We start from the raw sequence: 13,633 nt of genomic DNA on the forward strand, positions 1-13,633 counted from the left end.
AGCCGTGCGGGAGGGACCACCTAATGTTTTTGGAAGCGCTCGGCTCCGCCATCCTCGGTCTGGCCCTGGCATGGGCGGCCGCATACCGGCTGCCGCACCGCCTGCCGGTCCGCAGCCTCGTCCTCTCGACAGGCGTCGCAGGCAGCCTCTTCGGCGCCTTCCTGACCCACACCGCGCTCGGGTCCGCCGGCTTCCTGCCGGTGATGCTCGGCGCGATCGCCGTAGCCGCGGCCTCCGTCTCCCTGCTCCTGCGCCCCGCGGGAAGACTCCGCCACCACCACTCGGCAACGGTCTGAGCGGCGATTCACGCAACGACGACTGACGACAGCTGACGACGACTGCGGCCCCGGCTCCGTCAGGGGCCGCTCGGTCGCGGTCCCACAGGGCGCGGGCAGCCTCAGGCAGCCAGCCCGAGCGCGGCCATCCGCTTGGTGTGCGCCTCGGTGATCCGCGAGAACATCCGCCCCACCTCCGCGAGATCGAACCCGTCCGCGACCCCGCCGACGAGCATCGTCGAAAGGGCGTCCCGGTCGGCAACCACCCGCTGGGACTGCGACAGCGCCTCACCCATCAACCGCCGCGCCCAGAGGGCGAGCCGCCCGCCCACCCGCGGATCCGCGTCGATGGCGGCCCGCACCTTCTCGATGGCGAACGAGGCGTGCCCCGTGTCGTCGAGGACGGCCAGCACGAGCTTCCGTGTGTCGGCGTCGAGCCGGGCCGCGACCTCCCGGTAGAAGTCACTGGCGATCGAGTCGCCGACATACGCCTTGACGAGCCCTTCCAGCCAGTCGGAGGGCGCCGTCTGCTTGTGGAACCCGTCGAGCGCGGCGACGAACGGTTCCATCGCCTGGGTCGGCTCGGCCCCGATCTCGGTGAGCCGGGCCCTGAGCTGCTCGAAGTGGTGGAACTCCGCTGAGGCCATCTTCGCCAGCTCTGCCTTGTCGCCGAGCGTCGGTGCCAGCTTGGCGTCCTCCGCGAGACGCTCGAACGCCGCCAGTTCCCCGTATGCGAGCGCTCCGATCAGGTCCACGACCGCGGCACGGTACTGGGGGTCGACGGAAGCCTTGCCCCAGTCCTGGGCGGCGACTCCGGTGGGTTCGGCGGGTGTGTCGGAAGCGTTGTCAGGCGTCGTCATGAAGCGCACAATAGCCCGCTCACCGTGCGGTGGAAGGCCCTGGTCAATCAGTGTGACAACGACTACGTGACCAAATCGGCCATCGCATATGCACGGATCCAGGGTATGGTGGTATTGCGTTCGCTGAGTTGATCTACGTAACTTGGCGGGCCCGCACGAATGAGGATGCCCGGTCGGTGGCCCGATCGGCTCCGATCAGACAGCCCTCCTAGCCCGTACGGCACAGTTCGTACGGCATTCGGAGGGACCCTCAGCGGTACGAACGCTCGAGCGTCGGCAGTGGTCCCATGCCACCCGGCCCGCTGGTCAAGAGCGGCCGACGTCCCCGGCACGGTCCCCGACACGACCCCCGCGCTCGCCTCGCACCGCGTACACAGAAGAGGCAGCACCCTGACTACTTTCCGAGACCTCGGGATCCTTCCCGAGACTGCCGAGGCCCTTGAGGCCGTCGGCATCATGAGTCCCTTTCCCATCCAAGAGATGACGCTCCCCGTCGCCCTCGCGGGCAACGACGTCATCGGCCAGGCCAAGACCGGTACCGGCAAGACGCTGGGCTTCGGCCTCCCGCTCCTTGAGCGCGTGACCGTCCCCGCGGACGTCGAGGCCGGCCGGGCGCAGCCCGAGCAGCTCACCGAAGCCCCGCAGGCCCTCGTCGTCGTCCCGACGCGCGAACTGTGCACCCAGGTCACCAACGACCTGCTCACCGCGGGCAAGGTCCGCAACGTACGCGTTCTCGCCATCTACGGCGGCCGGGCGTACGAGCCGCAGGTCGAGGCCCTCAAGAAGGGCATCGACGTCGTCGTCGGCACCCCGGGCCGGCTGCTGGACCTCGCGGGCCAGAAGAAGCTGAACCTGAGTCACGTGCGCGCCCTCGTCCTCGACGAGGCCGACGAGATGCTCGACCTGGGCTTCCTGCCCGACGTCGAGAAGATCATGAACATGCTGCCGGTCCGCCGTCAGACGATGCTGTTCTCGGCGACCATGCCGGGCGCGGTCATCGGCCTCGCGCGCCGCTACATGTCGCAGCCCACGCACATCCGCGCCTCGGAGCCGGACGACGCGGGCGCGACGGTCGCGAACACCGCGCAGTTCATCTACCGCGCGCACAACATGGACAAGCCCGAGCTCGTCTCGCGCATACTGCAGGCCGACGGCCGCGGTCTCGCGATGGTCTTCTGCCGTACGAAGCGGACGGCGGCGGACCTCGCCGACCAGCTGCAGCAGCGCGGCTTCGCCTCCGGCGCGGTCCACGGCGACCTCGGCCAGGGCGCCCGCGAGCAGGCGCTGCGCGCGTTCCGCAACGGCAAGGTCGACGTGCTCGTCTGCACCGACGTGGCCGCGCGCGGCATCGACGTCGAGGGCGTCACGCACGTCATCAACTACCAGTCCCCCGAAGAGGAAAAGACGTACCTGCACCGCATCGGCCGTACGGGCCGTGCGGGCGCCAAGGGCATCGCGGTCACGCTCGTCGACTGGGACGACATCCCGCGCTGGCAGCTGATCAACAAGGCGCTGGACCTCGGCTTCCCGGACCCGCCGGAGACGTACTCCACGTCCCCGCACCTCTTCGAGGAGCTGAACATCCCGGTAGGCACCAAGGGTGTCCTGCCGCGTGGCGAGCGCACCCGCGCCGGTCTGTCGGCCGAGGTCGTCGAGGACCTCGGCGAGACCGGCGGGCGTGGCGCTCGCGGCGGCCGCGGCGGCCGTTCCGCGGGTCCGGCTCCGGTCGCCGAGCGCAACCGGGACCGTGACCGCGATCGTGGCGGGGACCGTGGCGGTGATCGTGACCGTGGCGGTGACCGCGAGCGTGCGGCGCGCACACCGCGCCGCCGCCGTCGTACGCGCAACGGCACGGCGCTCGACGCCGCGGAGCCGCAGACGACCGCGCAGACCACATCGCAATCCACGTCACAGACCGCCCCGGAGACGGTCGAGTCGGCCCCGGCGACCGAGCCGCGCACCCCGCGCAGGCGTCGTCGCACACGGGTCGGAGGCGGGTCGGACGCGGCAGAGACCGCGCTCGCCACGGCTGAGGGCACGGACCAGGGCACGGACCTCGACATCACCGAGCCTGCCGCCGCACCGACCGCCGAGCCGGTGGCGGATGCGGAGGCCAAGCCGCGCCGCCGTCGCACGCGCCGCACCGCGGAGGCCGGGCAGCCCGAGGTGGCCGTCGTCGTCGAGGACGCCCCCGCGGCCGAGTCGACCGAGGTCGCCGAGGCCGTCGTGACCAAGCCCCGCCGCCGGACCCGTAAGGCCGCCGGGACCGCCGAGACCGCGGTGGACACCGCCGAGGGCACGGCCGTCGAGGTGCCGGAGGCCGCGGAGGTCACCGAGACCAAGCCGCGCCGTCGCACCCGCAAGGCCGCCGAAGCCACGGTGGAAGCCGTCGTGGACCCGGTCGAGGCCGTCGAGGCGAAGCCGCGCCGTACGCGCAAGGCCACGACCACGGTCGCCGCCGAGGCAGCCCTGGACACCGCCGAGGCCGCTGAGGCCAAGCCGCGCCGCCGGACCCGTAAGGCCGCAGAAACCGCCGAGGTCACCGCGGTTGCCGAAGCCGGCATCCCGGCGCAGGTGACCGAGGAGCCCGAGGCCAAGCCGCGTCGGCGTACGCGCAAGGCCGCCGAGACCGCGGTGGACACCGCCGAAGGCACGACGGTCGAGGCACCGGCGGCCACGGCGACGAAGCCGCGCCGTACCCGCAAGGCCGCCGTACCCACGGAGGCCGCGGAAAGCGCCGTGGACACGGCCGAGGCGACCGAGACGAAGCCCCGCCGCCGCGCGCGCAAGGTCGCGGTCGCCGAGACCGACATCCCGGCCCAGGCCACCGAGGGCGAGTCGGACAGCGCCGAGGCTCCTGCCAAGCCCCGCCGTACCCGCAAGACGGCCGCCAAGGCCACGACCACGGATGCGGCCACGGAGTCGGTGACGGATGCGGTGACGGCCGAGGTCGCGCCCGAGGCCAAGCCGCGCCGCCGCGCGCGCAAGGCGGCCGCGGCCGCCGAGCCCGCGGAGAGCTGAGGTTCGCACCCGACGGCCCGGTCCCCAATGGTGGGGGCCGGGCCGTTCGGCGTTCCGTCCGTGACCATGACCATGACCCGACACGGCGGTGTGAGGCCGGTGCCACCGCCCGCTATGCCGCCCGTCAGGTTCCCCGGATAGCCTCCTTCTCATGAGCAGGCCCGCCACCTTCGTCCCGCCCTCCGGGGCCCGCGCGTATCGCCTCGGCACCGCGCGCGGGGAGTTCGCCGTGATCGACGCGGGCAGCCCCGTGAAGGGAACCGCGCTGCTGCTGCCGGGGTTCACCGGCAGCAAGGAGGACTTCATCTCGCTGCACGTACCACTAGCGGCGGCCGGATACCGGACCGTCGCGGTGGACGGCCGGGGCCAGTACGAGACACCGGGCCCTCGGGACGACGAAACGCCTTACGCACAGGGCGAGTTGGCGCAAGATGTGCTTGCTCAGATCGACGCGCTGGCCGACGGCCCCGAGGACCGCTTCCACCTCGTGGGCCATTCGTTCGGCGGACAGGTCGCCCGGGCGGCCGTCCTGCTGGAGCCCGCCCGTTTCCGGTCGCTCACCCTGGTGTCCTCCGGGCCCGCGGAGATCTCCCCCAGCCAGCGGCAGCGTGTGAAGCTGCTGCGGGACGCGCTCGCCGTGATGGACATGGCACAGGTGTGGGAGGCGATCCGGGCACTGGAGGCCCCGGAGGACGCCGAGGGCGAGCTGGACGCCGGCCTCGACGAGCAGGAGGACCTGAGGCGGCGCTGGCTCGGCAACAGCCCGGCTCAGCTCACCGCCGCGGGTCGGCAACTGTGCGAGGAACCCGACCGGGTGCACGACCTGGCGGCCCTGCCACTGCCCGTGCACGTCCTGTCGGGCGAGAGCGACGACACCTGGCCGGTCCCGCTCCTCGACGACATGGCCCTGCGCCTGGAGGCACACCGCACGGTGGTCCACGGGGCCGACCACTCGCCCAACGCCGACCGCCCCCTGGAGACGGCCGAGTCCCTCGCCGCGTTCTGGGACCGCGTGGGCTGAGCACGTCACCGCAGGGCCGTCCAGTACTGGCCCTGCAGGTGATCCCGGCTAGCACTGGCCCTGCAGGTGATCCCGGCTAGCACTGGCCCTGCAGGTGATCCCGGCTAGTACTGGCCCTGCAGGTGGTCCCAGAAGCCGTCCCGCAGTGCCCGCCGCAGATCGGCCTGGCCCCGCAGCGAGTACTGGAGCAGCCCCTCGGACTCCACGAGCAGTTCCTGGTCGACCGGCCCGGGGAGATACGGGTGTCCGGGCAGGAGCTCCGCCAGCGACTCCCGCCCCCGAGAGGCCAGCCACTTCGCGGCGATCTGCGCCCCCACGAACCGCACGTCCTCCCGGGCGGGCCTGCTCACCGCCGAGGCGTCGTACGAGGCCGCCGTGCGCCGGGCCACGTACGGCTTGAAGAACTCCAGGTCGAAGGTGCGCTGACTGTCGACCTCCCAGAGCAGCGGCTCCGCCTGGTTGCGGCCCTCCGGCGCCTCGATGCCCCAGAGGTGGACCCGGGCCCCGTACCCCTGCGCCGCCTCGACCGCCGAGACCAGGTCCTCGTCGCCGCCGATGAGCGTGGCGTCGCTGATGGCGCGGTGCCGGGCCAGTGACTCCAGATCGGAACGGATCAGGGAGTCGACGCCCTTCTGCTGGTTGTTGGCGTTGAGGTTGCCGAGCCGGACCTTGACGTCGGGCAGCTCGGCGATGGACTGCTGCTCGGCGGTGTGGATGCGGCGCCGCGCTCCGTCGTACCAGTAGACGCGCAGCAGCCTGCTGTCCGCGAAGATCGTGCGAGCCCGGTCGATCAGCGCGTCGATGAGCCCCTCGGCGTCCAGCTCGAAGGCCCGGCGGTCCTCAGTTCCGGCGACGAGCCGGCCCGCGGCCGCGTACAGGTACCCGGCGTCGACGAAGATCGCATGGGTCGACGGCGTCTTCGCCACCTCGGCGAGCACGCGGTGAAGCAGCTCGTTCGTGCGGTCGACGCGCGCACCGAGGGCGGCGAGGTCGTCGGTTGCCGCGAAGTCGTCATTCATATGTGCCTCATTGTCGCAGGACGTCATCGCGTGAACACACGCAGTCCCGATACTCACAAGTAGTTAGACGTTCGAAAGTTTTCTTTAGCGTAGGGAATGTTCGTAACAAACATCCCGTTGACTCCTGTGGGAACGCGGGACGCATACGCCTCGCTCACCCACCCACCAGTAGTTCTCCTTCAGGAGGATGACCAGACGAAGGGAGAAGCCCTTGCGCTTCGAAATCATGCGACTCGACGACGTCGACGGCACGGCCGTGGACAGCACCGTCGTGGACGCCGCCTCCGTCAACCGGATCGTTCAGCAGGCCGCCGCCATCGGGCAGCGCCTCTGGATCCGCCCGGCCGACACCTCGGCCTCATAGCAGCGGTCGTTTGACAGTTTTCGGAACCCCCGCCCGGCACGATGCCGGGCGGGGGTTCCGCGTTCAGCTACGCGTTCAGCAGCGTCTTCGGTTGCGCCTTCGATTGCGCCTTCGGTTGTGCCTTCAGCTGCCCTGGACGACCTGCGTGACGCCGTTGATGATCTGCTGCACGGCGATCGCGGAGAGCATCATGCCCGCGAGCCGCGTCACCAACACCACACCACCGTCCTTGATGACACGGATGATCAGCAGCGAGTACCGCATCACGACCCACAGCACGACATGGATGGCGACGATCGCCGCCCACACCGACACCTGGGTCGACACACTGTCGGCCTTCTGCACGGCCAGGATGACGGACACGATCGCACCGGGACCGGCGAGCAGCGGCATGCCCAGCGGTACGAGGGCGACGTTGACGTCCTTCGTCTGCTTGGGCTCGTCCGTCTTGCCCGTGAGCAGGTCGAGCGCGATGAGCAGGAGCAGCAGACCGCCCGCGATCATCAGTGCCGGCACGGACACGTGCAGGTAGTTGAGGATCTGGTGCCCGAGCAGTCCGAAGACTGCAATGACCCCGCCGGCCACGCAGACGGCCTGAAAGGCCATCCGCTTCTGCACCTTGGCGGGCCGTCCGGACGTCAGCGCGAGGAAGATCGGGGTGATCCCGGGGGGATCCATGATGACGAAGAGCGTGAGGAAGAGGGAGCCGAAGACGGCGAGGTCGAACATGAGTGAGGCCTTGCGTGGGTGTCGAGGGCGCCCCATTGCGGGGCCACGGAAAAGGTAACGGGACGAACTCCGTTACGCGCCCGCGTTCCCGCCCGCGCCGGCAACGGGAAGCGCCCCGGTCGCGCGGCGGGTGATCTCGCCGTAGATCTCGGGATCCGTGGTGAACTCCCCGAGCTCACACGCCTTGCGGCTGCCGTGGTAGTCGCTGGACCCGGTCGTCAGCAGCCCCAGGTCGCCGGCGAGCCCGCGCAGCCGGGCCCGGGTGTCAGCGTCGTGGTCCATGTGGTCGACCTCGATCCCGTCGAGACCGGCCGCGGCCAGCTCGGCGATCGCGGACTCCGGCACGGTCCGCCCCCGCTTGGCGGCGGCGGGATGCGCGAAGACGGTCACCCCGCCCGCGGCCTTCACCAGCCGGATCATCTCGAAGGGGTCCGACTCGTGCTTCCGGATGTGCGCCCGGCCGCCGTCGGCTAGCCACTCGGTCGTGAACGCGTCCGAGACAGTGGGCACGACACCCAGTTCGACCATAGCGGTGGCGATGTGCGGACGGCCCACGGACCCACCGGCCGCGATCCGCGCCACCTGCTCCCACGTGATGGGCACGCCCAGTTCCCGCAGACTGCCGATCATCGCCTGGGCACGCGGCACCCGGTCATCGCGTACGAGTTCGCGCTCACGCAACAGGTTCGGCTCCTCGGGATCGAAGAGGTACGCCAGCATGTGCAGACCGACGCCGTCGAGGCGGCAGGACAGCTCGGCGCCGGTCACGAGTGTCAGTCCGGCGGGCACGGCCGCGATCGCCTCGGCGTATCCGCGGGTGGTGTCGTGGTCGGTCAGCGCGACGACGTCGAGACCGGCCGCGGCCGCGTTCCGCACCAGCTCGGCCGGGGTGTCCGTACCGTCGGAGGCCTTGGAGTGGCAGTGCAGATCGATGCGCACGACGCGAACTCCAGACACAGGCGGAACGAAGGGAACCGCTCAAGGATAACGGCCTTCCGGACCACTCTTGTCACACCCACAACACATGAGCACCCCCTACAGAAGCACCCCCACGCCCCTGCGCCTGCGCATCGACGCATCACGACGCCCTACGAAGCCCTGCCCAGCCCCGCGAAGCTCTACGGAGCCCTACGGAGCCCTACGGAGCCCTACGGCTCAAGGATCCGCGGGGACAGCGCCCCGCACGGCAGCAGGTCGACCTCCGCGCCGGCGTCCCGCAGGTCCGTCAGCACCAGCTCGTCGTACATCATCAACCCCGCCTGCTCGGGCCACACCACCGCCCACAGCCACAGTCCGCGCGCCTCACCCGCGAACACGGCCCGGTCGTCGGGCGCCCCGGGGACGTGCCAGAGGGGTGTCGGCCGCCCTGCGGCCAGCACCTTCGCCTCCGCGGGTTTCTCGACGTTCATGTACGGACCCGGATCGAGTCCGTCGATGCCCGCGTACCGCGCGCCGAGGCCCACGCCCAGCTCCTCGGCGACAAGCATCAGCTCCCCCATACCGCCGAGCGGCCCGGGCCCCGAGCAGGCCACCGCCGTCGCGCGACCGCCACTGCGGTCGTCACCGGCGAACGCCGCACCCGTGAAGAGCCAGCCGACAGGCAGTGGCCACGGCATCCACACCGGTACGCGCGCACGGTGCACGACCACACCGAGGGCCTCGACGCTGGGCGGGATCACGGGCTGCAGCGGATGCACGATGCCGTGCACATCACACTGCCAGGAGTCGGCAAAGAGGCCGGGAGCCCTGACCCGGCCACCACACTTCGGGCAACTGGGTTCGCCCCTCATAAGGCACAACGGTCCTCCCCGTCCTTCGTCGCGTCAAGGACGATCACCCGTCCGGCGTGCGCCTGTCACCTCCCTGCCGTGGCTCCTCACCGCACAAAACTAGATGTAGCTTGCATTCATTAGGCGATCTAACTTATTGTGTGTATACGCCAACCATCTCCGCGAGCAGTGAAGGAGCGGGCATGACCATCAGCACGGGAGGTCCCACCGAAGAGGACGCGAAGGGGGACACGAGCGGGGACGCGAAGGGGGACACGTTCGACGCGGGGGCCGGGGGCCTTCTGCGTCAGCCGAAGGCGGTCTGGGCGACCGCCGGGGCATCCGTCGTCGCCTTCATGGGCATCGGTCTCGTCGACCCGATCCTGCCGTCCATCGCCAAGGGCCTGGACGCCACCGCCGGCCAGGTCTCCCTGCTCTTCACCTCGTACTTCCTGATCACCGCCCTCGCGATGCTCGTCACGGGCTTCGTCTCCAGCCGTATCGGCGGCCGCCGCACCCTGCTCCTGGGCCTCGCGCTGGTCGTGGTCTTCGCCGGTCTGTCCGGCACATCCGGCTCGGTCGGCGAACTCGTCGGCTTCCGGGCGGGCTGGGGGCTCGGCAACGCCCTCTTCGTCTCCACCGCCCTCGCCGTCATCGTCGGCGCTGCGGCCGGCGGAAGCGCGGCGGCGATCCTTCTGTACGAGTCCGCCCTGGGCCTCGGCATGGCCTGCGGGCCCCTGCTGGGCGCGCTGCTCGGTGACGCCAGCTGGCGCTACCCGTTCTTCGGCACCGCGTTCCTGATGGCAATCGGGTTCCTGTGCATCACGGCGTTCCTGAAGGAGCAGCCGAAGCCCGCGCGCAAGACGGGTCTGCTCGACCCGGTCAAGGCACTGGGTCACGGGGGCCTCGCCTCGGTGGCGGCCTCGGCGTTCTTCTACAACTACACGTTCTTCACCGTGCTGGCCTTCACGCCGTTCGTACTGAACATGAGTCCTTACAGCTCGGGCGCGGTCTTCTTCGCCTGGGGTGTGCTGCTCGCGGTGTTCTCGGTGCTCGTGGCGCCACGCGTCCAGGCACGGTTCGGCTCGCTGAAGGTGCTCGGCGGCTCACTGGTGCTGCTCGCGGCCGACGTGCTCGCCCTCGGATACGGCAGCCACACCACGGCCGTCGTCTGCACGATCCTGTCCGGCGCGTTCATCGGCGTGAACAACACCGTCTACACGGAACTCGCCCTCGGTGTGTCGGACGCGCCTCGCCCGGTGGCGAGCGCCGGCTACAACTTCGTCCGCTGGTTCGCGGCCGCCGCGGCTCCCTTCTTCGCGCCGAGGATCGAGGAGTGGACCGACGTCCACATCCCGTTCGTGGTCGCGGCCGTCACGGCGGCGCTGGGCGCGCTCGTCGTCCTCGTACGCCGCGACGCCCTCACGCACCAGGCGGAGCGGCTGGAGGAGCGGCACGCGACCGAGGACAGCGTCACCGTCTTCGCGAACTGAGGCCCGCTCGATCGGAGACCAACTCGAACCGAGGCCCGCTCGAACGGAGTGTGAGATTCCCAACTGGCCACTTGAGATCGGCCAGTTGAGGGCCAGCCCGGTCCGTCTGTCCAGTCCGGTCAGTCCGGTCAGTCCGGTCAGTCCGGTCAGTCCGGTCAGTCCGGTCAGTCCAGGGAAACGGACTTGCGTGAGGGATCGCGCAGGTCCGTTCCGCTTGCGAGCCAGCGCTCCTGGAGGGCCCCCGCGCCGTGGACCCGCTTCCACGCGGCCTCGTTCGGCGTCATGGGGAGCAGCGGCAGGAACCGTACGGGATCGAGGGGTGCGTCGAGTTCGAGGTCCTCGACCAGGCCGCCCGGCTCGGCGACCAGGACGGAGGTGAAGGAAGCGCCGGGCCACAGCGGATCGCCCACGTCGAGCGAGGCACCCGGAGCCACGACCAGTCCCTCGACCTGCGGCGACGCGGCCAGTACGGCGAGGGCGCGGAGCACCTTGTCGGTGTCGGCGGCGCCTGCCCGTACCGAGAGGACCAGCTCGGCGCGCGGGCCCGCGACCGGGTCGGCGAGGACCGCCGTGGGGTCCGCCATCGGCTGGGCGGACATACCGAGCGTCGCGTAGCGGACGATCCCCGCGCCCGCCGTACTACTCGCACCATCCGCACGGCCCGTACCATCCGCACGGCCCGTACCGCTGGTGTCCGCGTCCGTGAAACGGAGCACCTCGATGCGGTCGGTGCCGAGGAAGGTCACCGCGGCGCGCGCGTCCGGTTCGCCCAGCGCAGTACGCAACCGGGCTTCCACCAGAGGAAGAACATCAACCATGCGCCGAGCATAGAACTCGTCAGCAGCAGGCAAAGCGACGACTTGACACTTCAGTCGGCTGATACTCTTGGCCGCTGGCCGGGGCAGCACGCAGAAGCGTCGCTCTCGAGTCCCGGCCCACGTCTCGACGCATGAGACTCCCCTACGGGGGATGGACCTCCCCTACGGGGGACCGGCCGGAGGAGGTGGGGCTCCATGGATCGAAGTCGACCAGGTAGTACCACCCGCTCTTCCGGCTGCTGAGTTCCTCTCAGCTTCCAGAGCTCACGCTCTACTGGCTGCCACCTCTCGCGCTCGCGTCATGGCCGGTCCGGTGCACAACGGAAGAGCACTTCGTTTTTCCTGATCTGTCTGAATTTTTCTGATCTGTATCAGTAGCGAAGCTGCCACCGTGACGGTGCGGTGCTCCCCGCTTTGTGGACGTGCCAAACATCCGCAGTCAGGACGTCCCCATTCCGGGCGGTTCCAACCGTCGTCGGCGGCCTTCGTTCGCGAAGGAGCCAGCCATGTCGATGATCCACACTCTGCGGGCCGCGGTCCGCCCATCGCTGCGCAAGGACGGCGGCGCCTACGACACCACCCGGGCGGCCGGGGAGAGTTCGGCCCTTGTCGACTGCGCGGTCTACCGCGACGGCGCCCGCCTCCCGTCCGACGACAGCCTCACGCCGCGGGCGGCCATCCGCCAGGTGCGACGCGACGGAGGGTTCGCCTGGATCGGCCTGCACGAGCCCACCGAGGACGAATTCTCGGGCGTGGCCGCCGAGTTCGGGCTGCACCCGCTCGCCGTCGAGGACGCCGTCCACGCCCACCAGCGGCCCAAGCTGGAGCGGTACGACGACACCCTGTTCGCCGTCTTCAAGACCATCCACTACGTCGAGCACGCCGAACTCACCGCCACCAGCGAGGTCGTGGAGACCGGCGAGGTGATGTGCTTCACCGGGCGGGACTTCTTCATCACCGTGCGGCACGGCGGACAGGGCTCGCTGCGGGCGCTGCGGCACCGGCTGCAGGACGACCCGGAGCTGCTCGCCAAAGGCCCCTCCGCGGTGCTGCACTCCATCGCCGACCATGTCGTGGACGGCTACATCGCGGTCGCGGACGCCCTGCAGGACGACATCGACGACGTCGAGACCGAGGTGTTCTCGCCCGGCCGCCGTGGGGTGTCGCGCGGTGTCGACTCGGCCCGGATCTACCAGCTCAAGCGGGAGATCCTGGAGTTCAAGCGCGCGGTGTCGCCACTGATGCGACCCATGCAGCTGCTGAGCGAGCGGCCGATGCGGCTGGTCGACCCCGACATCCAGAAGTACTTCCGGGATGTCGCCGACCACCTGGCGCGGGTACAGGAACAGGTCGTCGGCTTCGACGAGCTGCTCAACTCGATCCTCCAGGCCAACCTCGCGCAGGCGTCCGTCGCGCAGAACGAGGACATGCGCAAGATCACGTCCTGGGCGGCGATCATCGCCGTGCCGACGATGGTGTGCGGGGTGTACGGCATGAACTTCGAGCACATGCCGGAGCTGCACTGGCGGTACGGGTATCCCGTGATCATGGGCATCACGGTGATGCTCTGCCTGAGCATCCACCGGACCCTGAAGCGCAACGGCTGGCTCTGAAGGACCCGGCGGGGCCGGGCGGGGCCCGACTAGGCTGGGCGTCATGACGGATCAGGCCAGCCCCTCGCCCGACCACCGGGCCCTCATCGAGGAGGCCACCAAGAAGTCCGGGCTCATCTGGGTGCGAGGCAGCGGTGTTCCCTCGCTGGACCCGCAGGGCCCCGGAGAGCCGGCCCGTGCGCTGTGGCACGTGTGGCACGACGGAGCGGTGTACCTGATCGGGGACGGACCCGGTGAGCAGCCGCTGCCCGGGCTCGTGGACGGCCGCGAGGCGGAGGTCACGGTCCGCAGCAAGGACAAGGGCGGGCGGCTCGTCTCCTGGTCCGCGACGGTCCTGGAGCTGGCTCCCCGGTCCGAGGAGTGGGCCCTGGCCGTCGGCGAGCTGAAGGGGAAGCGGTTGAACGCACCTGACGGCGAGGCCATGACGGAGCGGTGGGCTCGTGAGTGCCGGGTCGTTCGGCTGACGCCGACGGGTTCGACCGCGTCATTGCCCGAGGGATCGTTGGCTGCGGCGCCGGTGCCTACGGTGGCGACTACGCGGCAGCCGATCCCGGCGTCAGTGCCGCGCTTGCTCTTCGGAGGCCGCAAGCGCCGCTAGGACCTGTCCGCGCGGGCCGCCCCCTTCACCCCTCACCCCTCACCTCTCCCCCC

Annotated in this window: 13 protein-coding genes; 7 read left to right on the forward strand and 6 right to left on the reverse strand. The window is 70.3% G+C overall.

Annotated elements, in window-relative coordinates; genetic code table 11:
• The first annotated feature begins 23 nt into the window (after positions 1-23).
• Positions 24-296: a hypothetical protein gene (locus AB0D14_RS17965; RefSeq protein WP_362779875.1), complete on the forward strand. Its 273-nt coding sequence runs from the start codon at positions 24-26 to the stop codon at positions 294-296.
• A 101-nt stretch (positions 297-397) separates the two neighbouring features.
• Here AB0D14_RS17965 and AB0D14_RS17970 read toward each other — a convergent pair whose 3' ends face one another.
• Positions 398-1,135 carry a ferritin-like fold-containing protein gene (locus AB0D14_RS17970; RefSeq protein ID WP_362779878.1) on the reverse strand — a complete coding sequence of 246 codons (738 nt, stop codon included), beginning with the start codon at positions 1,133-1,135 and terminating at the stop codon, positions 398-400.
• Between the two features lie 480 nt (positions 1,136-1,615).
• On the opposite strand from AB0D14_RS17970, the gene AB0D14_RS17975 reads away from it, so the two are divergent.
• Both AB0D14_RS17975 and AB0D14_RS17980 read left to right on the forward strand, forming a co-directional pair.
• Complete coding sequence (locus AB0D14_RS17975; RefSeq protein WP_362779881.1) at positions 1,616-4,156, forward strand: DEAD/DEAH box helicase; 2,541 nt, start codon at positions 1,616-1,618, stop codon at positions 4,154-4,156.
• A 151-nt stretch (positions 4,157-4,307) separates the two neighbouring features.
• Positions 4,308-5,177 carry an alpha/beta hydrolase gene (locus AB0D14_RS17980; protein WP_362779883.1) on the forward strand — a complete coding sequence of 290 codons (870 nt, stop codon included), beginning with the start codon at positions 4,308-4,310 and terminating at the stop codon, positions 5,175-5,177.
• Positions 5,178-5,281: 104 nt separating this feature from the next.
• On the opposite strand, the gene AB0D14_RS17985 is transcribed toward AB0D14_RS17980, so the two are convergent.
• Positions 5,282-6,196, reverse strand: coding sequence for an NYN domain-containing protein (locus AB0D14_RS17985; RefSeq protein WP_362779886.1), 915 nt, complete (start codon positions 6,194-6,196; stop codon positions 5,282-5,284).
• Positions 6,197-6,407: 211 nt separating this feature from the next.
• Here AB0D14_RS17985 and AB0D14_RS17990 point away from each other — a divergent pair, with 211 nt between their 5' ends.
• On the forward strand, positions 6,408-6,560 hold the full coding sequence (locus AB0D14_RS17990; RefSeq protein WP_328479845.1) for a hypothetical protein: 153 nt from the start codon (positions 6,408-6,410) through the stop codon (positions 6,558-6,560).
• 123 nt (positions 6,561-6,683) lie between these two features.
• On the opposite strand, the gene AB0D14_RS17995 is transcribed toward AB0D14_RS17990, so the two are convergent.
• The 3 genes from AB0D14_RS17995 to AB0D14_RS18005 form a co-directional block, all read right to left on the reverse strand.
• A complete protein-coding gene (locus AB0D14_RS17995; protein ID WP_362779888.1) occupies positions 6,684-7,289 on the reverse strand; it encodes a MarC family protein in 606 nt (201 codons plus the stop codon).
• Between the two features lie 72 nt (positions 7,290-7,361).
• Positions 7,362-8,228, reverse strand: a complete 867-nt coding sequence (locus AB0D14_RS18000; protein WP_362779891.1) for a PHP domain-containing protein — start codon at positions 8,226-8,228, stop codon at positions 7,362-7,364.
• A gap of 209 nt (positions 8,229-8,437) precedes the next feature.
• Complete coding sequence (locus AB0D14_RS18005; protein ID WP_362779893.1) at positions 8,438-9,079, reverse strand: DUF6758 family protein; 642 nt, start codon at positions 9,077-9,079, stop codon at positions 8,438-8,440.
• Positions 9,080-9,261: 182 nt separating this feature from the next.
• Between AB0D14_RS18005 and AB0D14_RS18010 the strand changes: the two genes are divergently transcribed.
• On the forward strand, positions 9,262-10,551 hold the full coding sequence (locus tag AB0D14_RS18010) for an MFS transporter (RefSeq protein WP_362779894.1): 1,290 nt from the start codon (positions 9,262-9,264) through the stop codon (positions 10,549-10,551).
• 164 nt (positions 10,552-10,715) lie between these two features.
• Here AB0D14_RS18010 and AB0D14_RS18015 read toward each other — a convergent pair whose 3' ends face one another.
• A complete protein-coding gene (locus AB0D14_RS18015) occupies positions 10,716-11,369 on the reverse strand; it encodes a suppressor of fused domain protein (protein WP_362779896.1) in 654 nt (217 codons plus the stop codon).
• A 506-nt stretch (positions 11,370-11,875) separates the two neighbouring features.
• Between AB0D14_RS18015 and AB0D14_RS18020 the strand changes: the two genes are divergently transcribed.
• Positions 11,876-12,982, forward strand: a complete 1,107-nt coding sequence (locus AB0D14_RS18020) for a magnesium and cobalt transport protein CorA (protein ID WP_362779899.1) — start codon at positions 11,876-11,878, stop codon at positions 12,980-12,982.
• Between the two features lie 43 nt (positions 12,983-13,025).
• Entirely contained in the window at positions 13,026-13,580 is a 555-nt protein-coding gene (locus AB0D14_RS18025; RefSeq protein ID WP_362779901.1) for a hypothetical protein, read from the forward strand.
• Positions 13,581-13,633 lie beyond the last annotated feature (53 nt).

This window comes from Streptomyces sp. NPDC048484 (assembly GCF_040651415.1).
Lineage (GTDB): Bacteria > Actinomycetota > Actinomycetes > Streptomycetales > Streptomycetaceae > Streptomyces.

Bases quoted from the DNA above. Each gene is read 5' to 3' on its own strand.
- AB0D14_RS17965 (WP_362779875.1), top strand. From the start codon at position 24: ATGTTTTTGGAAGCGCTCGGCTCCGCCATCCTCGGTCTGGCCCTGGCA.
- AB0D14_RS17970 (WP_362779878.1), bottom strand. From the start codon at position 1,135: ATGACGACGCCTGACAACGCTTCCGACACACCCGCCGAACCCACCGGA.
- AB0D14_RS17975 (WP_362779881.1), top strand. From the start codon at position 1,616: ATGACGCTCCCCGTCGCCCTCGCGGGCAACGACGTCATCGGCCAGGCC.
- AB0D14_RS17980 (WP_362779883.1), top strand. From the start codon at position 4,308: ATGAGCAGGCCCGCCACCTTCGTCCCGCCCTCCGGGGCCCGCGCGTAT.
- AB0D14_RS17985 (WP_362779886.1), bottom strand. From the start codon at position 6,196: ATGAATGACGACTTCGCGGCAACCGACGACCTCGCCGCCCTCGGTGCG.
- AB0D14_RS17995 (WP_362779888.1), bottom strand. From the start codon at position 7,289: ATGTTCGACCTCGCCGTCTTCGGCTCCCTCTTCCTCACGCTCTTCGTC.
- AB0D14_RS18005 (WP_362779893.1), bottom strand. From the start codon at position 9,079: ATGAGGGGCGAACCCAGTTGCCCGAAGTGTGGTGGCCGGGTCAGGGCT.
- AB0D14_RS18010 (WP_362779894.1), top strand. From the start codon at position 9,262: ATGACCATCAGCACGGGAGGTCCCACCGAAGAGGACGCGAAGGGGGAC.
- AB0D14_RS18015 (WP_362779896.1), bottom strand. From the start codon at position 11,369: ATGGTTGATGTTCTTCCTCTGGTGGAAGCCCGGTTGCGTACTGCGCTG.
- AB0D14_RS18020 (WP_362779899.1), top strand. From the start codon at position 11,876: ATGTCGATGATCCACACTCTGCGGGCCGCGGTCCGCCCATCGCTGCGC.
- AB0D14_RS18025 (WP_362779901.1), top strand. From the start codon at position 13,026: ATGACGGATCAGGCCAGCCCCTCGCCCGACCACCGGGCCCTCATCGAG.